Annotated in this window: 20 protein-coding genes; 7 read left to right on the forward strand and 13 right to left on the reverse strand. The window is 73.4% G+C overall.

Going from position 1 to position 20,161, the window contains the following annotated elements; genetic code table 11:
• Together ACTT8P_RS34100 and ACTT8P_RS34105 are read right to left on the reverse strand one after the other, a co-directional pair.
• The coding region (locus tag ACTT8P_RS34100) for a maltotransferase domain-containing protein (RefSeq protein ID WP_442835667.1) at positions 1-707 on the reverse strand (707 nt) is incomplete at its 3' end.
• Positions 708-757: 50 nt separating this feature from the next.
• The gene (locus ACTT8P_RS34105; RefSeq protein WP_442835668.1) at positions 758-1,066 is read right to left on the reverse strand and encodes a DUF5133 domain-containing protein; all 309 of its coding nucleotides are present in this window, start codon (positions 1,064-1,066) and stop codon (positions 758-760) included.
• A 232-nt stretch (positions 1,067-1,298) separates the two neighbouring features.
• On the opposite strand from ACTT8P_RS34105, the gene ACTT8P_RS34110 reads away from it, so the two are divergent.
• Both ACTT8P_RS34110 and glgX read left to right on the forward strand, forming a co-directional pair.
• Entirely contained in the window at positions 1,299-1,817 is a 519-nt protein-coding gene (locus ACTT8P_RS34110) for a pep a2 (protein WP_361175197.1), read from the forward strand.
• Positions 1,814-3,970 (forward strand): glycogen debranching protein GlgX, encoded by a 2,157-nt coding sequence (gene glgX, locus ACTT8P_RS34115; RefSeq protein ID WP_442835669.1) that lies wholly within the window; start codon positions 1,814-1,816, stop codon positions 3,968-3,970. The genes ACTT8P_RS34110 and glgX overlap by 4 nt, the downstream gene beginning before the upstream one ends.
• A 2-nt stretch (positions 3,971-3,972) precedes the next feature.
• Here glgX and ACTT8P_RS34120 read toward each other — a convergent pair whose 3' ends face one another.
• Positions 3,973-4,776 carry a VOC family protein gene (locus ACTT8P_RS34120; RefSeq protein ID WP_442835670.1) on the reverse strand — a complete coding sequence of 268 codons (804 nt, stop codon included), beginning with the start codon at positions 4,774-4,776 and terminating at the stop codon, positions 3,973-3,975.
• Between the two features lie 203 nt (positions 4,777-4,979).
• Here ACTT8P_RS34120 and ACTT8P_RS34125 point away from each other — a divergent pair, with 203 nt between their 5' ends.
• On the forward strand, positions 4,980-5,294 hold the full coding sequence (locus tag ACTT8P_RS34125; RefSeq protein WP_442835671.1) for an ANTAR domain-containing protein: 315 nt from the start codon (positions 4,980-4,982) through the stop codon (positions 5,292-5,294).
• A 26-nt stretch (positions 5,295-5,320) separates the two neighbouring features.
• Here ACTT8P_RS34125 and ACTT8P_RS34130 read toward each other — a convergent pair whose 3' ends face one another.
• Complete coding sequence (locus ACTT8P_RS34130) at positions 5,321-6,112, reverse strand: RNA polymerase sigma factor SigF (protein ID WP_442835684.1); 792 nt, start codon at positions 6,110-6,112, stop codon at positions 5,321-5,323.
• Positions 6,113-6,197: 85 nt separating this feature from the next.
• Here ACTT8P_RS34130 and ACTT8P_RS34135 point away from each other — a divergent pair, with 85 nt between their 5' ends.
• On the forward strand, positions 6,198-6,320 hold the full coding sequence (locus ACTT8P_RS34135; protein WP_442835672.1) for a hypothetical protein: 123 nt from the start codon (positions 6,198-6,200) through the stop codon (positions 6,318-6,320).
• A gap of 107 nt (positions 6,321-6,427) precedes the next feature.
• Positions 6,428-6,949 carry a hypothetical protein gene (locus ACTT8P_RS34140; protein ID WP_442835673.1) on the forward strand — a complete coding sequence of 174 codons (522 nt, stop codon included), beginning with the start codon at positions 6,428-6,430 and terminating at the stop codon, positions 6,947-6,949.
• A gap of 4 nt (positions 6,950-6,953) precedes the next feature.
• Here the strand turns inward: ACTT8P_RS34140 and hemC are convergent, their stop codons facing one another.
• The 3 genes from hemC to ACTT8P_RS34155 all read right to left on the reverse strand — a co-directional run bounded on the left by hemC (position 6,954) and on the right by ACTT8P_RS34155 (position 9,826).
• A complete protein-coding gene (gene hemC / locus ACTT8P_RS34145; RefSeq protein ID WP_442835674.1) occupies positions 6,954-7,889 on the reverse strand; it encodes a hydroxymethylbilane synthase in 936 nt (311 codons plus the stop codon).
• 49 nt (positions 7,890-7,938) lie between these two features.
• Positions 7,939-8,715, reverse strand: coding sequence for an NPP1 family protein (locus ACTT8P_RS34150; protein ID WP_442835675.1), 777 nt, complete (start codon positions 8,713-8,715; stop codon positions 7,939-7,941).
• A 130-nt stretch (positions 8,716-8,845) separates the two neighbouring features.
• The gene (locus ACTT8P_RS34155; protein ID WP_442835676.1) at positions 8,846-9,826 is read right to left on the reverse strand and encodes an ATP-dependent DNA ligase; all 981 of its coding nucleotides are present in this window, start codon (positions 9,824-9,826) and stop codon (positions 8,846-8,848) included.
• 168 nt (positions 9,827-9,994) lie between these two features.
• On the opposite strand from ACTT8P_RS34155, the gene ACTT8P_RS34160 reads away from it, so the two are divergent.
• Complete coding sequence (locus ACTT8P_RS34160; RefSeq protein ID WP_442835677.1) at positions 9,995-10,645, forward strand: TetR/AcrR family transcriptional regulator; 651 nt, start codon at positions 9,995-9,997, stop codon at positions 10,643-10,645.
• 39 nt (positions 10,646-10,684) lie between these two features.
• Here the strand turns inward: ACTT8P_RS34160 and ACTT8P_RS34165 are convergent, their stop codons facing one another.
• Both ACTT8P_RS34165 and ACTT8P_RS34170 read right to left on the reverse strand, forming a co-directional pair.
• Positions 10,685-11,740: a YncE family protein gene (locus ACTT8P_RS34165; RefSeq protein ID WP_442835678.1), complete on the reverse strand. Its 1,056-nt coding sequence runs from the start codon at positions 11,738-11,740 to the stop codon at positions 10,685-10,687.
• Positions 11,741-11,848: 108 nt separating this feature from the next.
• Positions 11,849-13,612: a hypothetical protein gene (locus ACTT8P_RS34170; protein WP_442835679.1), complete on the reverse strand. Its 1,764-nt coding sequence runs from the start codon at positions 13,610-13,612 to the stop codon at positions 11,849-11,851.
• A 140-nt stretch (positions 13,613-13,752) separates the two neighbouring features.
• On the opposite strand from ACTT8P_RS34170, the gene fes reads away from it, so the two are divergent.
• Positions 13,753-15,018 (forward strand): enterochelin esterase, encoded by a 1,266-nt coding sequence (fes, locus tag ACTT8P_RS34175; protein ID WP_442835685.1) that lies wholly within the window; start codon positions 13,753-13,755, stop codon positions 15,016-15,018.
• A gap of 89 nt (positions 15,019-15,107) precedes the next feature.
• On the opposite strand, the gene ACTT8P_RS34180 is transcribed toward fes, so the two are convergent.
• From ACTT8P_RS34180 to ACTT8P_RS34195, 4 genes are all read right to left on the reverse strand, one after another.
• Positions 15,108-18,986 carry an amino acid adenylation domain-containing protein gene (locus ACTT8P_RS34180; protein WP_442835680.1) on the reverse strand — a complete coding sequence of 1,293 codons (3,879 nt, stop codon included), beginning with the start codon at positions 18,984-18,986 and terminating at the stop codon, positions 15,108-15,110.
• Positions 18,983-19,210: a phosphopantetheine-binding protein gene (locus ACTT8P_RS34185; RefSeq protein WP_442835681.1), complete on the reverse strand. Its 228-nt coding sequence runs from the start codon at positions 19,208-19,210 to the stop codon at positions 18,983-18,985. Before ACTT8P_RS34185 ends, ACTT8P_RS34180 begins: the two co-directional genes overlap by 4 nt.
• A gap of 3 nt (positions 19,211-19,213) precedes the next feature.
• Complete coding sequence (locus tag ACTT8P_RS34190) at positions 19,214-19,846, reverse strand: isochorismatase family protein (protein ID WP_442835682.1); 633 nt, start codon at positions 19,844-19,846, stop codon at positions 19,214-19,216.
• A 32-nt stretch (positions 19,847-19,878) separates the two neighbouring features.
• Positions 19,879-20,161: AMP-binding enzyme (locus tag ACTT8P_RS34195; RefSeq protein ID WP_442835683.1), on the reverse strand; the 283-nt coding region annotated here is incomplete at its 5' end.

Raw genomic sequence — 20,161 nt, forward strand, 5'->3', positions numbered from 1 at the left:
AAGCCCATCGCGGCGATGGCCGGCAGCCGCCGGGCGGCGGTGCGGAAGGTGCCGTGCGGACGCTCCGGCGTGCCCTCGGAGCGCGGGAAGAACTCGTACCAGGCGCCGTACAGCGCCCGCTCCCGCTCCACCAGCAACGGCAGCGCGGGCGAGGCGGTGACCAGCTCGCGCAGCGGGAAGCGGGCGAGGACGGCGTCCACCTCCGGGGTCAGCGCCGCCGCGAGCCGGACGTCCACCGGCAGCGTGTCGTCCCGCAGCGCCGCCGCGGCGGCCCGCACCACGGACCGGGCGGACCGGTCGGGCAGCCCCGCCGCCGCCCACTCGTACAGCTCCGCGCCCTCCTCCAGGACCAGGCCGGTGTCGATGCCCGCCGGGACCTTGACGCACGCGGTGTGCCGCCAGGTGGCCAGCGGATCGCTCCACGCCTCCACCCGGTAGGTCCAGCGCCCCGCAGCGGTCGGCGTGACCTCGGCGCCCCAGCGGTCGGTGCCGGGGGCCAGTTCCCGCATCGGCGTCCACGGGCCGGCCTGGCCCTCGGGACCCTCCAGCACGACGTTGGCGCCGACCGCGTCGTGTCCCTCCCGGAACACGGTGGCGGTCACCTCGAACGTCTCACCCGCCACCGCCTTCGCCGGACGCCTGCCGCCCTCCACCACCGGGTGGACATCACGCACCGGAATGCGCCCGATCTCCGGGGTCGTGCTCATCGGTTCTCACCTCCGCCGTTGCTGAAGCCGGGCCGGGGCCCGGACCGGGGTCACGCCGCGCCGGAGGGGACCGGGCTCCCCGCCGGGGTCCGCCGGTCCACGACCGACGCCTTCCGTCCGGCCGCCCGGGGCCGCTCGTCCCGTTCCGGCACATGGGTGACCAGGCCGGCCAGATACCGCTCGGCGGCGTCCGCGGCCTCCCGCGCACACCGCTTCCCCATCAGCACGCACAGGGTGTAACCGGAGTCCTCGAAGACGGCCCGGGCCGACAGGTCGGCGGGCGAGGCCAGCATCGTCCGTTCCCGGTCCCGGTAACGCCGTAGCTGCCGGTCGACCTCGGCTTTCGCAGGTAGCAGCATGATGCCGTTCCCTTCGGGGCTCGATCACGGGCGATCGAGTTCTTCACACATGGTGCACGGACGGCGACGCAGCGTCTTGTTGGATCTTCAACGACGGTCTCGTGTTGCACGAATGGACTACTGCTCCCACTCTGGAGTGACTCAGAAGCGATACGTGCTCACGCTTCGTGCTCGGGGCCCGTCCCGTCAGGGGCGGGAGGGAGCGGAGCTTCGCGGTGAGGAGCCGACGACGATGAAGAGCGCAGTGCCCTGCTACTACCACCTCGACGTGGAAGTGAGCCCCGAGCGGGTCGGCCAGGTCCGCCGCATCCTGGCCGCTCACCTCCGGTTCTGGAACCTGGACAACCTCGTGGATCCGGTCTGCCGAGGCACCGAGATGCTGCTGCGGGCGATCGACGAGCACGCGAGCGACAAGAACACGTCGATAGAGCTGTGGTGGAACGGCCAGCACCTCATCACGGCGGTGGGCGGCAACGACCACGCCCTCCGCCCCGACCAGGACCTCCGCGCCTGTCTGCGGCACCTCGCCGCGACCAGCGACGGCTGGGGCTGCTGCGCCACCGACACCGGGGCCAAGGTCATCTGGTTCTCCCAGCGGGCCCGGGCCGGCGCCCGGGTCCCGCTGGTCGCCAGCGCGCCGACGCCCATCACCCAGGAGGGCCTGGAGGTCCCGCGCGAGATCCTGCCGGTGGCCCGGCTGGCCGCGCCGGGCGCCGCGGGCGGCAACGGCGTGCTGGAGGAGGCCCGGTGACCGCGCTGCGGCCGGACTGGAAGGGGGCGCCCGTGTGGAGCGGGCACCCCTACCCCCTGGGTGCCGTCTTCGACGGTCAGGGCACCAACTTCGCCCTGTTCAGCGAGGTCGCCGAGCGCGTCGACCTGATCCTCGTCGACGACGACGGCACCCACACCACCGTGCCGCTGCCCGAGGTGGACGGCTTCGTCTGGCACTGCCACCTGCCCGGCGTCGGACCGGGGCAGCGCTACGGCTACCGCGTGCACGGGCCCTGGGCCCCGTCCGTCGGCCACCGCTGCAACCCGGCCAAGCTGCTCCTCGACCCGTACGCCCGCGCGGTGGACGGCTCGATGGACAACCACCCCTCTCTGCTGGAACGGGCCGGCGGCCGGCCCGACCCGGCCGACAGCGCCGGGCACACGATGCTCGGCGTGGTCACCGACCCGTTCTTCGACTGGGGCGACGACCGCCCGCCGCGGCGGCCCTACGCCGACACCGTCATCTACGAGGCGCACGTCAAGGGCCTGACCCGCACCCACCCCGACGTCCCGCCTGAGCTGCGCGGCACCTACGCGGGCCTCGCGCACCCGGCGGTCGTCGAGCACCTCAGCTCGCTCGGCGTGAGTGCCGTGGAGCTGATGCCGGTGCACCAGTTCGTGCACGACGGCGTCCTCCAGGACCGGGGCCTGGCCAACTACTGGGGCTACAACACCATCGGCTTCTTCGCGCCGCACAACGGCTACGCCGCCCACGGCACCCTCGGCCAGCAGGTCACCGAGTTCAAGGCGATGGTCAAGACGCTGCACGAGGCGGGCCTCGAAGTCATCCTCGACGTGGTCTACAACCACACCGCCGAGGGCAACGAGAACGGCCCCAGCCTGTCCTTCCGGGGCATCGACAACGCCTCGTACTACCGCCTGGTGGACGGCGACTGGCAGCACTACTACGACACCACCGGCACCGGCAACAGCCTGCTGATGCGGCACCCCTACGTACTCCAGCTGATCATGGACTCGCTCCGGTACTGGGTGACCGAGATGCACGTCGACGGGTTCCGCTTCGACCTGGCGGCCACCCTGGCCCGGCAGTTCCACGAGGTGGACCGGCTCTCGGCGTTCTTCGACCTGATCCAGCAGGACCCGGTGATCAGCCGGGTCAAACTGATCGCCGAGCCCTGGGACGTCGGCGAGGGCGGCTACCAGGTGGGCAACTTCCCGCCGCTGTGGTCGGAGTGGAACGGCAGGTACCGGGACGCGGTACGGGACTTCTGGCGCGGCGAGGACCACACCCTCGGCGAGTTCGCGTCCCGGCTGACCGGCTCCTCCGACCTGTACCAGCACAGCCGGCGCCGCCCGCGCGCCAGCGTCAACTTCGTCACCGCGCACGACGGCTTCACCCTGCGCGACCTCGTGTCGTACAACGACAAGCACAACGAGGCCAACGGCGAGGACAACGCGGACGGCGAGAGCCACAACCGGTCCTGGAACTGCGGCGCCGAGGGCCCGACGAAGGACCCGGCCGTGACGGAGCTGCGCGCCCGCCAGCAGCGCAACTTCCTGGCCACCCTGATGCTGTCGCAGGGCATCCCGATGCTCTGCCACGGCGACGAACTGGGCCGCACCCAGCGCGGCAACAACAACGCCTACTGCCAGGACAACGAGATCTCCTGGGTGGACTGGCGGCTCACCGACGAGCAGCGCGGCCTGCTGGACTTCGCCCGGCAGGTCATCGGGCTGCGCGCCGCCCACCCGGTGCTGCGCCGCCGCCGCTACTTCCGCGGCGACACCGTCACGCACGCCGGACAGCCGCTGCCCGACCTGGTCTGGCTCAGGCCGGACGGGCGGGAGATGACCGACGACGACTGGCGGCGGCCGGACGCGCACGCCGTCGGCGTGTTCCTCAACGGCGACGCCATCGCCGAACCCGACCCGTGCGGCCGGCCGGTCACCGACGACTCCTTCGTGCTGCTGCTCAACAGCCACTGGGAGCCGACCGTCTTCCGGCTGCCGGACGCCGCCTACGGCGAACGCTGGGCGACCCTCGTCGACACCGCCGAACCGGACGGTGTCCCCGACGAGGCGGAGCACAAGGCGGGCACCCGGCTCACCGTGGAACCGCGCAGCCTGGTGCTGCTGTCCCGGCCGACCCGGGCCGGCCGGGAGCGGGCATGACGTCAGCGCCCGCGGCGCGCGGTCACCGTGAACCGCGCGCCGTCCGGGTCGCGCAGTACGGCCTCGTCCGGGCCGGCGGCCAGCACGCTGCCGCCGTGCAGTTCCGCGGCCCGGACGCAGGCGGCGACATCGGCGGTGAAGAAGTGCACCTGCCAGTGCGGCCGCACGGCCGGGTCGGGCGCCGCCTCCAGCGCGCCCGACTCGATCCGGGCCACCACGTCGCCGGCGCTGCGCAGCACCACCTCGCCGCCCTCGTAGCCGACCTCGCAGGCGCCGGGCCGGCCGGTCGCCCAGTCCAGCACCTCGCCGTAGAAGATGGCCGCGTCGAACGCGTCGCGGGTGTGCAGCCGGATGAAGGCGGGCTGGGCGTGGCGCCAGGTCTCCCAGTCGGTGAACAGCTCGCCCTCCCAGACCCCGAAGGCGGCTCCGTCCCGGTCGGCCAGCAGCGCCGCCCGGCCGGGCGGGAAGGAGATCGGGCCGACCGCCGCGGTGCCGCCGCGCTCCTGCACCCGCCCGGCCGCCTGATCGGCGCTGACCACCGCGAAGTACGGCATCCAGGCCACCGCCATCTGCCACATCCCGGCGACCGCGGCGATCCCGGCGACCGGCGCGCCGTCCGCCATCGCGATCCGGAACCGGTCGCCGAGCCTGGCCGGTCTCCACTGCCAGCCCAGCACCGCCGAGTAGAACTCCTCGGTGGCTTCGAGATCACGGCTGGTGAGCGTCACCCAGCAGGGGGCCCCGTACACGGAGTGCGTGGAGAGTACGTTCCTCACGCCGGCGGGGGAGGTCATGTCGTGGTTCATGGCAGTCGCGTCCTGGTCTCGTCCACCGGCAGCCACCGGTTCCCCACCAGTGTCCGGCCGGAACCGTCGAGTGCGCCCGCCGAGTACCCCTACGAGACCACGAAAACTACGCGGGTTGACCCCGGACGGCCCAGCGGCGGGCCCGGTGGCAGGGAGCGCGAACCGTGGTGACGATGGACGCGTCGGAGCGAGAGGAGGCGACCATGTCCGCAGACGGGGGCGCGGAGCGGCTGGCCGAGCTTCAGGAACAGGTCCGCCAGCTCAAGGAGGCGGTCGTCTCGCACGCCGTGGTCGACCAGGCGATCGGCATGGTGATGGTGCTCGGCCGGGTGGCGCCCGACCAGGGCTGGCTGGTGCTGAGGGAGGTCTCCCAGCACACCAACATCAAACTGCGCAACGTGGCCGAGCTGATCCTGGTCTGGGGCCGCACCGGGGCGATGCCGCGCGAGATCCGGGCCGCGCTGGAGGACGCCCTGGACCGGCACGGTCCGGTCCAGATCCCGGGGACTCCCGGCTAGAACGGCTCAGCGCGGCTCAGCGCGGCTCAGTGGGTCTCGGCGAGTATCTCCTCGCGGAGCCGGGCGAAGCAGGTGCTCAGCAGCCGGGAGACGTGCATCTGGGAGATGCCGAGCTGCTGCGCTATGCAGCTCTGCGTCATCCCGCGGAAGAAGCGCAGGTAGAGGATGGTCCGCTCGCGTTCCGGCAGCGCCATCAGACAGGGCTGGACGGCCACCCGGTCCACCACCGTGTCGAACGCCGGGTCGAGGCCGCCGAGCGCGTCCCCGAGGGCGTAGCCGTCGGTGCCGGGCATCTCCGCCTCCAGCGACAGCGCGGTGAAGCACTCCAGCGCCTCCATGCCGGTCCGCACCTCGTCGGTGCTCAGGTGCGCGTACGCGCCGATCTCCTCGACCGTCGGGGCCCGTCCCGGCGTGGTCTGGGCCAGCTCCTTGGACGCCCGGCGCACCCGGTTGCGCAGGTCCTGGACCCGGCGCGGCACGTGCAGGGTCCACATGTGGTCGCGGAAGTGGCGCTTGATCTCGCCGGTCACGGTCGGCACGGCGTACGCCTCGAACGCGTGGCCGCGGGCCGGATCGTAGTGGTCGACGGCCTTGACCAGGCCGAGCGCCGCCACCTGGTAGAGGTCCTCCAGGCTCTCGCCGCGGCCCCGGAAGCGGACCGCGATCCGCTCGGCCATCGGCAGCCAGACCTGGATCAGCTCGTCCCGCAGCGCCTTGCGTTCCGCGCCCGGCGGCAGTCCCGCGAGCCGCGCGAAGGCCGCGCCGGTGTCGGGGGCGTCGTCATGCGGGTGCGGCTTGGTTCGGCCGGCGATACGCATCATGCGCACCTCCCTCGAAGCACTCCCAAGGCATTCCCTGTCACACCAGTATCCAAACAAATAACCATATGAGGTGAAATGTCGGATGAGAAGAGTGGTGATCGGGGTAGCCCGCCTGTCGATGGTCATCGCCGCTGACGTGATGTGCGGCACGCCCGCCGCGGCTGCCGCGCCGGGCCGCCGCCCGTTCTTCCTGGGCAGCGCTTGATCGCGAACAAAAAGGACGAACTCCCTGGCCAGCGAGCATTCCGCGCATTTGACAGTGTACTGAGCACACAGATAGGAAGCAGCTCCAAGAGGTCGAGAGGGTGCACCGTGTACGAGCCGAACGTGGTCGGGGACTGGCAGGAGTACGACGAACACCCCGGACTGCGGGTCCGCGTCCACCGTGTCGAGCCCGGCGAGCCGCCGCGCGGCCGGGACGACGCCGCCGAGGGGCTCACCTACTTCCGGCTCCGGGTGACCGTGGAGAACCGCGGCGAGCAGCGGTTCTGCGTCCATCTGGAGGACGGTCAGATCGACGTCCGCCTCGGCCCCGACGGCGAGGGCGCCTTCATCGACTGGCGCAACTCCCAGTTCGTCGAGGGCTTCGACGTCTATCCGCTGCGCCGGGTCACCGCCGTCGTGCACGCGGCCGGCCCGGAGGCCGACCTCGGACAGCTGGACGTACAGGTGCAGTTGCGGGTCGACGAGGAGTGGACCGGCCGGCGGCTGTGGACCGGCGGCGTCGGTCTGCCGGGCGGCGCGGGCTCGGTCCCTCCGGGCCCGGACCACGACAACCTCGCCCACCAGGTCTGCGCCTTCCTGCGCGGCCAGGCCGAGGAGGGCACCGCCTGATTCCTCAGTGCGCGATGCCGTCGATGATCTCCCGGGCGCCCTGGCGCAGCAGTGCCACCGCGACCGAGGTGCCGAGGGTGGCCGGGTCCAGCCGGCCCGCCCACTCGTGGGCGTTCAGCCGGGTCTTGCCGTCCGGGGTGAATACACAGGCCCGCAGGGAGAGTTCGCCGCTGCGGTCCACCCGGGCGTACCCGGCGATCGGGCTGTTGCAGTGGCCCTGGAGCACGTGCAGGAACATCCGCTCGGCGGTGGCCTCCCGGTGCGTGTCCGGGTGGCCGAGCGCGCTGACCGCGTCGATCAGCCGGGTGTCGTCCTGCCGGCACTGGAGCGCCAGGATGCCCGCGCCGATCGGCGGCATCATCGTCTCGGCGGAGAGCACCTCGCTGATCACGTCGGTACGTCCGATGCGCTCCAGGCCCGAGACGGCGAGCAGCAGCGCGTCCGCCTCCCCGGCGGCCAGCTTCGCCAGCCGCCGGTTGGCGTTGCCGCGGAACGGCACGCAGGTCAGCTGCGGGTGGGTGGCGGCCAGTTGGGCGACCCGGCGCACCGACGAGGTGCCGATCCTGGTGCCGGCCGGCAGCTCGTCCAGGGTCAGCCCGCCCGGGTGGATCAGGGCGTCCCGGATGTCGTCCCGGGCCAGGAACGCGGCGAACACCGTGCCGGCCGGCAGCGGCCGGTCGGCCGGCACGTCCTTGACGCAGTGCACGGCGAGATCGGCCGCGCCGGCCAGCAGCGCGGCGTCGACCTCCTTGGTGAAGGCACCCTTGCCCTCGACCTGCGCCAGATCGCCCAGCCACTTGTCACCGGTGGTTCTGACCGGCACCACCTCGGTGCGCACGCCGGGCAGCGCGGCCGCCAACTCGCCCTGCACGCGGGCCACTTGGGCCAGCGCCATGGGCGAGTCGCGGGAGACGACACGGATCAGCTCGGGAACGGACATGCGGACACGATAGTGCCCCGAGGGGCACCGGTCGTGTACCGCGCACGGGTCAGGCGTTCGGGTCGAAGGTGATGCCGGCCGGCTTCGCCGAGGTCAGGTGGGCGGCGAAGCTCGCGTCCTTGAGGCCGAAATTGGCGCTGCCGAAGTCGTAGGCGCTGAGCTTGTCGCGCACGCCCGCCGGGTAGCCGTTCCAGCCGACCAGCGTGGGGTACTGCCAGGTGCCCTTGTGGTTCTCCGGCGGCTCGTCGTTCGCGGTGCCCAGCCGGAAGCAGTGCGTGCTGATGCCGTCCTTGTGGTAGACGACCTTGGCGTGGCTGCCCTCGAAGCGGACCTCGGAGCGCGCGTGCACGGTGAACGAGCCGTGGTTGGAGGTCGACACGTACTCCACGGAGTCGCCGCGCACCCACACCACGACGTGCTCCCAGTCGTGCCGGTGGCCGCCGATGCTGCTGCCCGGCAGGGCCTGGTCCTTCTCGAAGTACAGGCCGTACAGGTACGCGCACCAGTCGCCGTCGCACTTGGCGCGCGCGTAGCCGTTGGTGTTGTCCAGGTCGGTGGCGTCCCGGCAGTTGCCGTTGAGGGCGCCGGTCGGGTTGAGGCCGCCGTTGACCGTGCCGTCGGCACTGATCGCCGGGGTCGGGTAGCAGCCGTCCGTGTCGTAGTCGAAGGCGGGCTGGTAGGCGAGTTCGGCCGGGTCGGCGTTCTGGGGGAGGGCCGGCGGCGGGGCGGCGAAGGCGGTGGCGGGGAAGGCGACGACCAGGGCTATCGCCCCGGCGACCGTGGTGAGCCATCTCCTGCGGCGGGTGGCGGACATGCTCGACGACACTGCGTCCTCCTCTTGGGCGCAGCCCAACGGCTGTGGGGGGAAGGGGAGTTCAGGATGCCGTCGTTCCTCTTCCGTGCCAAGAGGCGCAGGAGTCACAGAAATGAAGCGCAGCCCAACAGCAGGTCCCCGGTCACACCAGGTCGTCGGGGACGTCGGCGGCCGACTCCTCGGGGGCCAGGTCGGGCCGCAGCCGCAGCCAGGACGGCTGGCGCAGCATGCCCTCCCGGGTCCGGGTGCTGAACCGGACCTCGCCCACCAGCCGGGGCACCACCCAGCGGGCGCCCGGCACCGCCGGCACCGGGTCGAAGGGGCACACGTCGGTGCCGGCCGCCCGCAGCAGCCGGGCCAGCTCGGTGCGCTCCGCCTCGCTCCAGCCGGTGCCCACCCCGCCCACGTAGCGCAGGCGTCCGGCGGCGCGCTGACCGGTCAGCACCGCGCCGGGCAGCCCGGTCAGCCGGCCCCTGCCGGGCAGCCAGCCGCCGATCACCACGTCCTCGCTGCGCATGTTGCGGATCTTGATCCAGGCCCGGGACCGCACCCCCGGCTCGTACCTCGAGTCCAGCCGCTTGCACACCAGCCCCTCCAGGCCGTGCTCCCGGGTGGCCCCGAGCGCCCGCTCGCCGTGGCCGACCAGCGCGGTGGGGGTCGACCAGGCCGGCCCGGCCAGCCCCAGTTCCTCCAGCCGGCCGCGCCGCCGGGTGTACGGCAGGGACACCAGCGGGCGGCTGCCCAGGTGCAGGAGGTCGAAGAGGACCAGGTGGACCGGGACCCGGGCGGCCCGCTCGGCCGCCCGCACCGGCGCGTGCGCCAGGCCCATCCGGGACTGGAGCAGCTGGAAGTCGGCGCGGCCGTCGGCGTCCAGCGCCAGCACCTCGCCGTCCAGCACGGCCGGGGTGGTGCCGAGCACGGTGCCCAGGGGCCGCAGTTCCGGGTAGGCGGCGGTGATGTCCTGACCGGACCGGGCGCGCAGCAGCACACTGCCGTCCCCGGGCAGGTAGACCACCACCCGCTGGCCGTCCTGCTTGGTCTCGTAGGCCCAGCGCGCGTCCTGCGCCACGGGCGGCAGGGTGCCGGGCGTGGCGAGCATGGGCGGGATCAGCGGCAGCTCCACGGGGAAGGTTTCTACGCCGGAGCGGGCCGCCACGCGCGACGGCGCCCGGATTCGCCCGAACGACTGACGTACTGTACGGGGAACGGCCCGCCCGACGGCGGTGACCTGCGACGATCAAAGGGACCGGGCGGCGCGGGGCGAAGCGGCGGTCCCGGCGCGGTGGTGATCATGACGGGCAGGTCGGTACGGGCGGAACAGGTCGGCGCGACCCGGCGGCTGATCCTGACCACGGCCGAGCGGCTGTTCGCCGAGCACGGGGTGTACGCGGTCTCCAACCGGCAGGTCAGCGAGGCCGCCGGACAGGGCAACAACGCGGCGGTCGGCTACCACTTCGGCACCAAGACCGACCTGGTCCGCGCCATCGCCCAGTGGCACGCGGCGGGCATCGAGGCGAACCGGGCCCGGCAACTGGCCGCGCTCGGCGCCGCCGCCGGCGTACGGGACTGGGCGGACTGTCTGGTGCGGCCGCTGTACGACCATCTCGCGGCGCTGCCCGGCCCCACCTGGTACGCGCGGTTCTGCGCCCAGGTGATGAGCGACCCGGCGCTGCGCCGGATCATGACGGAGGAGTCCTTCGGGTCGCCGTCGCTCGGGCGCATCCTCGACGGGCTCTCGCCGTGCCTGCCCGACCTGCCGGCCGAGATCCGGGCCGAGCGGGGCGAGATGGCCCGCCATCTGATCGTGCACACGGCCGCCGAGCGGGAGCGGGCCCTGGCCGAGCACCGGCCGACCGCGCGGGCCAGTTGGCGGGCGGCGGCCGACGGTCTGGTCGACGCGGTCGTGGGCATGTGGACGGCGCCCGTCACCCACCGCCGCTGACCGTAGCGGAGGGATGACGGGCGCCGGGCTCGCGGTGCGTCAGCGGGCGAGGCGGATCCTGGTGAGGGTGTCCTCGGTGGTGCCGGCGCCCGACTTGTCGACCACGTAGGCGGTGCCGTCGGCGATCTCCACGTGGTTGGGGTTGGCACCGGTGGCGACGGTCTCCTCGACGACGCCCTTCTTCACGTCGACGCGGGTCACGTCGGCGTCGGTGCGGTTGACGACCAGGACGTCGCCGGAGCGCTCGTCGGTGGCCACCGACAGGGCGCCCGCGCCGGTCGCCACCGACTTGGTGACGACACCCTTCTTGAGGTCGATCACGGAGACGGTGCCCGCGGTCTGGTCGGCGGTGTAGGCGGTCCTGCCGTTCTTCGACAGGGAGACGGAGATCGCGCCGTCGCCCGCCGGGATGAAGGCCGGCGTGGTGGAGCCGCGCTTGACCGCGATCAGCCGGTCGTTGGTCATGTCGGCGGCGTAGACCGTGCCGGTCTTCTCGTCGACGGCGAGACCGGCCGGGCCGGCGCCGTCGACGGTGACGCGCTCCTTCTCCTTCAGGGTCTTGCTGTCGAAGGCGACCAGCGTGCCGTCGCTGAAGCCGCTCGCCCAGACCGTGTTGTGCTTCTCGTCGACGACGATCTCGCGGGCGTGGTTGACGTTCGGCAGGGTGGCGAGGTGCTCGCCGGTGCGCTGGCTGTAGACGGACACCGTGTTGTTGCGGGTGTTGGTCGTCCACACCGTGTTGTGCTCGTCGTCCACGGCGACGCCGTAGACGGCCTCGACGGCGCCGGTGGCGGTGTCGGTGACCGGCGGGGTGATGTCCGACTTGACGGTGAGGGTCTTCGGGTCCACCGCCAGCAGGTGGGAGTCGGTGACCGGCGGACGGCCGACGGCGGTGGTGACCCACAGCACGTTGTTGCGCTCGGAGTAGGCCGACTGGTACTGGCCGGTGCCGAGCTTGGCCGTGGTGACCGTCGAACCGCTGGTGTGCGCCGAGGCGGTGCCGGCCAGGGTGAGGACGCTGCCGGCGGCGACCGCGACGGCGACGGCCGAGGCGATCGCGGTGCGGCGGCGGGTGCGGGTGCCGGTGAGGGACATGATGGCGGAACTCCCTTGCTGGGGGATGTACTGAATTGAGGGATGTACTGAATTGACTGCTGAGGGAAAAGTGGCTTGGCGGGGCGCCCGGTGGCGGGCGCCGGTGTGTCAGGCGCTCGGCGCGGGCCGCTCGGTGCGGCGGCGCACGACCACCAGCGTGGTCGCGGCGGCCCCGGCGGCACCGCCGACCGCGGCGGCCGCGGCCGACCAGGCGACGGTCGCGTAGGAGACGGTGGACTCGGCCGCGGCCACCAGCGTGCCCGCCGCCGCGCCCGGCGCGGTGGTGGAGGAGGTCTCCGGGGAGCTGCCCGAGCCGCCCGCCGCGGCGGCGTTCACGGTGAACTCCACCTTGAGCGAGGTGGGCGGGTCGGGGGCGAGGAAGCGCAGCCAGTGGGCGCCGGCGGAGGTGTCCGCGGGGACGGTCACGTCACCTTCGTAGGAGCCGTTCTCGTCCGTCTGCCACTGGCCGAGGATGGCCTCGTCGTCGAGTTTGACCGTGACCTGCTTGCCGGCCGGGAACTTGGTCACCTTGAAGTGCAGGGTGCCGCCGGGCTGGACCTCGCTGGCGGTGATCTCGGCCTTGGCGCCGGCGTCGTTGGTGGCGCTGGCCGGTGCGCCGGAGGCCGCCGGGACGGGGGTGGCGGAGCCGCCGGTGGAGGCGGCGGTGGTTGAGGAAGCGGCGGTGGAGCCGGACGTCACCGTGAAGTCGGCGCGCAGGCTGGTGGGCGGGTTCGGGGCGAGGAAGCGCAGCCAGTGGGCGCCCTTCGTGGCGTCGGAGGGGACGGTGACACTGCCCGAGTACGACCCGTCGGAGCCGATGGTCCACTGGCCGAGGATCTCGCTGTCGTCCAGCTTGACCGTCAGCTGCTGTCCGGCCGGGAAGCCGGCCACCCGGAAGGAGACCTTGCCGCCGGCGGCCACCCGGGAGCCGGCCGTGATGGTGGCGGAGGTGCCGGCGGAAGTACCGGAGGAACCGCCCGACGAACCGCCGGAACCACTGGTCGACCCCGAGCCGCTGCCATCCCCCTCGGCGGAGCCGCCCGATCCGTCCGAACCATCCGATCCGTCCGAACCGCCCGAGGACGACGAGGACGACGTGACGGTGATGTCCGCCTTCAGGCTGGTCGCCGGGTCGGGTGCCAGCACGCGCAGCCAGTGCGCGCCCGCCGAGGTGGACCCCGGCACGGTCACCGTGCCGGTGAAGGTCCCGTCGGCCCGCACCGCGCCGTTCCACTGGCCGAGGATCTCGCTGTCGTCCAGTTTCACCGTGACGTTCTGGCCCTTGACGAACCCGGAGAGGGCGAAGGACACCTTGCCGCCCGCGGCGACCTTGCTGCCGCCGGTCAGTTTCACCTCGGGAGCGGCGGCCGGCGCGGTGGTCTGGGTGGGAGTGGGGGTGGGTGTCGGCGTCGGGGTGGGAGAGGCGGTGGCGGCGGCGGTGACCGTCAGGCTCTCGCTCTTGACGCTCGTCCCGGTCGCCAGGAACCGCAGCCAGTGACCGCCGCCCGCGGCGGTGCCGGCGGGGATGGTCACCTGGTCCGAGACCGTGCCGTCGGCGCCGATCGCGAACTGCTTGAGCAGCGTCGCGTCGTCGAGTTTGACGCTCAGCGTGCCGCCGGCCGGGAAGCCGGTGGCGGTGAACGGCACCGCGTCGCCGGCCCGCACCGAGGCCGTCCCCAGGGTGACCGCGGGGGCGGCCGAGGCGGTGTCCGCGGCCAGCGCCACCGTGTCGGTGACACCCGCGCCGTCGGCACCGGACGCGGCCAGCGGGGCGGCGACGAGGGCACCGAGCCCCAGCGTGGCACCGGCGGTCAGGGCGACCACCCGGCCCAGCCGGGCGCCGGCGGGCGAAGCGGATCTGTCAGAGGTCATGATGGCTGCTCCTGGCAGGCGAACGTCACCGAAGGACGCTTGAAGAGGAGGCACGTTGGGGGCGGCTGCGGCCGGCGCGGAAGGCGACGTGCGATCAAGTAAGGTGAGGCTAACCTAATATGAAGATCGTGAGCAGTCAAATGGACCCCATCCACAACCTTTTCACCGGGCCACCGGAGGGCACGGCGACCCGCCCGCCCCGGCTGCCCAGACCGCACCCCGTGCCGCGGCTCGCGGAACCCGTCCGGGCACTGCCGGACCCCGGCGGTGCCGAGGAGTTCTGGGCGGAGGTCCGCCGCCTCGGCACCCCGCTGGTGGGTCCCGACCCGCAGGGCGGTCCGGAGCACCGGGCGGTCACGTTCCTGTGGCGCGGCACCCCGGCCACCCGCGCCGTCGAGGTGCTGCCCAACAAGCTGGGCGACCCGCGCGCACCCGAGGGCAACCTGATGGAGCGGGTGCCCGGCACCGACGTATGGCACTGGACGCTCCGCCTGCGGCACGACTGGCGCGGCAGCTACGACTTCCACGTCGACGAGGGGATCGAGGAGACCGGGCCGCCGTACTGGCGGCGGCTGCGCGCCGCCCCCCGCCGCGACCCGTTCAACGACCGGGCGCTGCCGCGCCGCTGGGGCGGCGAGCCGGTGTCGTACGCCGAACTGCCCGCCGCCCCCGACGCGGCCGACTGGGTGCCGCGGCCGGACGTCGCGCGCGGCACCGTCACCGAGCACCGGCTGCCGAGCGGGCGCCTCGGCGGGGACCGGCGGGTCTGGCTGTACGCGCCGCCCGGCGGACCGGCGCCGGCCGCCGGGCTGCCGGTGCTGGTGCTGCTGGACGGCGAGCACTGGGGACCCCGGCTCGGCCTCGCGCACCTGCTGGACAACCTGATCGCCGACGGACGGCTGCCGCCGCTGGCCGCCGTGCTGCCGGAGGCCGTGGACGAACCCACCCGCTGGGCCGAACTGAGCTGCCGGCCCCGATACGTCGCCCACCTCACCGACGAGCTGCTGCCGTGGGCGGCCGGGCGACTGCCGCTCACCGCGGACCCGGCCCGCACCGTCGTCGCCGGGCAGAGCCTGGGCGGACTCACCGCCGCGTACGCCGCGGTGGCCGCCCCGCACCGGTTCGGCAACGCCCTGGTCCAGTCGGGCTCGTTCTGGTGGCCGGTCGGGGACGACGCCGAGTGGCTCACCCGGACCCTCGCCGGAGTGCCGCGGCTGCCGGTGCGGTTCTGGCTCTCCTTCGGCGAGCAGGAGTGGGTGGCCCTGCCCGCCGCCCGGCGGCTGCGCGACACCCTGCGCGAGCTGGGGTATCACGACTCCTCCTACCGGGAGTTCAACGGCGGTCACGACTACCTGTGCTGGCGTACGGAGCTGGCCGACGGCCTTGTGGAACTCCTGGGCCGCTGAACGGGGCCGGTCCTTCGGCTGCGCGACGAGCCACCACGCCGCCGCAGCCGCCGAACCGCCGCCCTACCGGGCCCCCGGCCGGCCGGTGCTCACGCGTCCAGCTCCTTCAGCCGGGCGGCCAGCACCGCCGCGATGTCGTCGAGGTACCGGTCCCGCATCAGCTGCGGATGGGTGCAGTCCAGATCGAGGTTGACGATCTCCCCGGTCACGTGCGGCCGCCACGCGTCCCTGGTCAGCCAGTCCTCGGCACGCGGCGCGGCGGCCGTGAAGAACAGCACGTCACCCTCGTAGACCCGGTGTTCGTGCGCGCGCATCATGCGGGCGTGGTTGGGGACGATGTCGACGATCCGGGACAGGGTGCGGTCGGTGAGTCCGGCCAGCGGGCTGCCCGCCGCGCGCAGGGTGGCGAGGACGTCCTCGCGGGTGCGTTCGGTGGTGCGGTCGAAGCCCGCCATGCGCAGCACGGCGGTGAGCGCGTCGCCCTCCTCGGGCGCGGGCCGCTCCCGCCACTGCTCGGACGGGAACGCGTCCAGCAGCGCGAGCAGCGCGACCTGCTCGCCGGCCTCTTGGAGCAGCACGGCCACCGTGTGCGCGAGGACCCCGCCGACCGACCAGCCCAGCAGCCGGTAGGGGCCGTGCGGCTGGACCTCGCGGATGCGGGCCGCGTAGTCCTCGGCCTCCTCCTGGAGGGTGCGGGGCAGTTCCTCGTCGCCGCTCAGACCGCGGGCCTGGAGCCCGTACACCGGCTGCCCGGGGCCGAGCCGCGCGGTCAGTCCCGCGTAGCACCAGGCCAGTCCGCCCGCCGGGTGGATGCCGAACAGCGGGGTGCCCTCGCCCTCGGCGCGCAGCGGCAGTACGACGCCCAGCGCGTCGTCGGCGGCGGGTGCGGCGGCGTCCAGGCGGGCGGCCAGCGCGGCCGGCGTCGGCGCCTCGAACAGCGAGCCGATGGTCAGTTCCGTACCGAACTCCTCCCGGACCCGCCCGACCAGCCGCACCGCCAGCAGCGAGGTGCCGCCCAGGTCGAAGAACGCGTCGTCGGGACCGACCCCCTCGGCGCCCAGCACCTCGGCGAACAGACCGGTCAGCGCCTCCTCGCGGGCGGAGGCGAAGGGCCGCGTCCCGGTGCCGCCGGCGAACACCGGGGCGGGCAGCTCGCGGCGGTCCAGCTTGCCGTTGGGGGAGAGCGGGAAGGCGGCCAGCGCCACCACGGCGGCCGGGACCATGTGCTCGGGCAGCTCCCGGGCCAGCGCCGCCCGGATCTCCACCGGGTCCGCGCCGCCGGTCACATACCCGACGAGCCGGTCCTCGCGGACCAGCGCACAGGCCGCCTCCACCCCGGGCAGGGCGGCGAGCGCGGCCTCGATCTCGCCCAGTTCGATGCGCTGCCCGCGCAGTTTGACCTGGTGGTCGGTGCGGCCCAGGTACTCGACCTCGCCGTCCGCCGTCCAGCGGGCCAGGTCGCCGGTGCGGTACATCCGGGTGCCCGCCGGGCCGAACGGGTCGGCGACGAACCGGGCCGCGTTCAGCTCCGGGCGGCCCAGGTAGCCGTCGGCGAGCTGGACGCCCGCCAGGTACAGCTCGCCCGGCACCCCGGGCGGGCAGGGCTGGAGGGCGGCGTCCAGGACGTGCAGCCGGGTGTTCCACACCGGCCGCCCGATCGGCACCGGACCCGAGCCCGCCGGGTCGCAGGCGTGGTACGTGACGTCGACCGCGGCCTCGGTCGGCCCGTACAGGTTGTGCAGCTCCACGCCCGGCAGCGTGCGCGCGAAGGCGGTCGCGGTCTCCCGGGGCAGCGCCTCGCCGCTGCAGAACACCCGGCGCAGCGGCCCCGCGCACCCCTCGGCCTCCGGCGCGGCCAGGAACACCTGGAGCATCGACGGCACGAAGTGGCAGGTGGTGATCGCGCGGTCGCGGATCAGCCGGGCCAGGTACACCGGGTCCTTGTGCCCGCCGGGCTCGGCGACCACCAGGGCCGCGCCCTCGCGCAGCGGCCAGAAGAACTCCCACACCGACACGTCGAACGACGACGGCGTCTTCTGGAGCACCCGGTCGGCCGCCGTCAGCCCGTACTCCGCCTGCATCCAGCGCAGCCGGTTGTCGATCGCCCGGTGCGGCACCACGACGCCCTTGGGGCGGCCGGTGGACCCGGAGGTGTAGATGACGTACGCGGGGTGCGCCGGGGTGAGCGCGCGGGCCGGGTCGGTCCAGGCGTACCCGGAGGTGTCCAGGCCGTCCAGGACGACCAGTTCGGTGCCGGTGTCCGGGGGGAGCCGGTCGGCGTGGTCGGTGACCGCGCACACCGGCGCGGCGTCGTCGAGCATGTACGCCAGCCGCTGCGCCGGGTAGTCCGGGTCCAGCGGCAGATAGGCGGCGCCCGCCTTCAGCACCGCGAGCAGCGCCACGATCAGCTCCACCGAGCGCGGCACCGACACCGCCACCACCGTGCCCGGCCGGGCGCCGAGCGACTGGAGGTGCCGGGCGAGGCGGTTGGCGCGGGCGTTCAGCTCGGCGTAGGTCAGCGCGGTGTCCTGGAAGACCAGGGCGGTGGCGTCGGGGGTGCGGGCGGCCTGCGCCTCGATGGGGCCGACGAGGGTGGTCGGCGGCAGGGCCCGCTCGGTGCGGTTGAACTCCTCGACCACCAGGGCGTGCTCGGCCGGGGTGGCGATGGAGTGCACGGCGAGCGGGGACTGCGGGTCGGTGCCGGCCAGCCGGTCCACCAGGTGCAGGAACCGCTCCTGGTGCGCGGCGAGGTCCGGATCCGCGTACAGCGCCGGGTTGCCGTCGTGGTCGATGCGCAGCCCGTGGCCGTCGGCGCGGTCGTAGATGTTGACGGTGAGGTCGTCCACCGGGCCCGCGGACAGGTTGCGGGCGCGGGCCGGGGCGCCCGCGAAGTCCACGCCGTAGTCGAACGGCATGACGTTGACCAGCGGGCCGACCAGGGCCCGGCTCTCGCCGAGCAGGCCCAGGTCGCGGCGGATGTCCTCGTAGCGGTAGCGCTGGTGGCGGCGGACCTCGCGGATGCCGAGCACCACCTGCCGGACCAGTTCCGCGAAGGTGGCGTCCGGGGTGACGGTGAGCCGCAGCGGCAGCACGTTCATCACCATGCCGGGCACCCGCAGCGCCACCGACCCCATCCGGCCCATCATCGGCAGGCCGAGGACCACGTCGGTGCGGGCGGTGGCGCGGGCGGTGTACAGGGCCTGCGCGGCGATCAGCACGTCCGGCCAGGTGGCGCGGAGCCGCTGGGCCAGCTCCTTGAGCCGCTCGGTGGTCTCGGGGGAGAGGTGTGCGGTACGGCGGTGGAAGGTGCGGGACGGCAGCGCGCCGCGGCCGGCCAGCCGGGGCGCCTCGGGACGGTCCCCGAACGCCCGCGTCCAGTGCGCCCGGTCGGCCTCGAAGGCGGCCGAGGCGCGGTAGGCGGTGTCGTCCGCGACCAGGTCGGCCAGGGTGCCGAAGGAACGCGGCGGCGGCTGCTCGCCGCCGGCCAGCGCCGAGTACACCTCGGCGGTGCGGCGCACCAGCAGCGAGTAGCCGTAACCGTCCATGACGAGGTGGTGGATGCGCTGGTACCACAGCCACCGGTCGGTCCCGACCCGGAACAGGGCGTGCCGGAACAGCGGTCCGGCCGCCAGGTCGAACGGTTCGGCGAGGTCGGCGCGCATCCACGCCTCCGCCTCGGCCGAGGTGCCCGACTCCCGTACGATCAGCGGCAGTTCGACCGAGTCCGCGAGGTGCTGCCGGGGCCCGTCCGGGGTGTCCGCGACGCGCACCCGCAGTGTCTCGGCCTCGGCGGCCACCCGGCGCAGCGCCTCGGCGAACAGCGCGGCGTCCAGCGGCCCGTCGATCTCCAGGCACTCGGCGGTGTTCTGCGCCGGGCTCAGCGGATCGAGGGCCTGCGCGAACCACATGCCCGACTGGGCGGCGGTCAGCGGCAGCACCGATGGGGTCGCTTCGACGGCGGCGGTCATGCCACCCCCAGCAGCGGTGCCCAGACCTCGATGGCGGGCTGCTCGGCGAGGTCCGCGAAGTCGGCCCTGACGGCGTGCTCGCGGCGCCAGCGTTCCAGGAGCGTCATGATGCGGACCGAGTCCAGGCCGTAGTCGACGAGGTTCTCGTCCACGGGTATGTCCGCCACGTCCTCGCCGAGGCAGTCGGCGACGTCGGTACGGATCTGATCGACGGTGAGCGGCATGCCTCAGACCTCCTTCAGGAGGGTGTCGGTGGTGGTCACGACGGCGCAGCGGCCGGCCGCGTAGCGCAGGGCCAGGTCGTGGTCGGCGCGGGAGAAGTCGGCGACCGCGTCGGCGACGACGAACGCCTTGATGTCCCGCTGCCAGGCGTCGGCGGCGGTCATCAGCACCCCGATGTGCGCGTACACGCCGGCGATGACGATCTGGTCGCGGCCCTTGTCCCGCATCAGCTCGGCCAGTTCGGTGCGGACGAACGCGCTGTACTTCCACTTCGTCAGCACCGTGTCGCCGTCCTGCGGGGCGACCAGCTCCGGCGTGGCGAGTTTCGCCGGGTCGTCGGCGACACCGGGACCCCAGAAGTCCAGCTGGAGCCCGCGCTGTTCGGGGGTCTGGCCGCCGCGCTGGGCGGAGTAGACGACCGGGACGCCGAGCCGGCGGTACGCGCTCAGCAGTCGCGCGGTGTTGCCGAGCATGCCGGTCAGCGGCTGCTCGCCGGCCGGGAAGGCGCCGAGGAAGTGCTGTTGCAGGTCGTGCACGAGCAGGACGGCACGCGCCGGGTCCACGGTCCAGGACACGCGGTTCTCGGGGAGTTCCGCCGGTGCCGGGAGCGGATAGGGGGCGATGGCGGGAAGTGCCATGGGGGGAGTCCTCTCGGAGTCCTCGGATGCGGTCAGGACTGTTCGGCGGCGGACCGCAGCTGCTTCTTGCTGATCTTGCCCACGCCGGTCTGCGGGAAGGCGTCGACGAACTCGACGAGGTCGGGGACCTTGTAGGCGGCGATGCCGCGCTCGCGGACGAACCGCTTGATCGCCACCGGCTTCAGCGGCTCGGCGTCCTTGCGCGGGATCACGTAGGCCAGCGAGCGTTCGCCGAGGTACTCGTCGGGCACGGACACCACGGAGACGTCGTGGACGGCGGGGTGGGCGAGGATGATGTTCTCGACTTCTTCGGGG

Origin of the sequence: Streptomyces sp. JW3, from assembly GCF_052216785.1 — a bacterium.
Classification (GTDB): Bacteria; Actinomycetota; Actinomycetes; order Streptomycetales; family Streptomycetaceae; genus Streptomyces.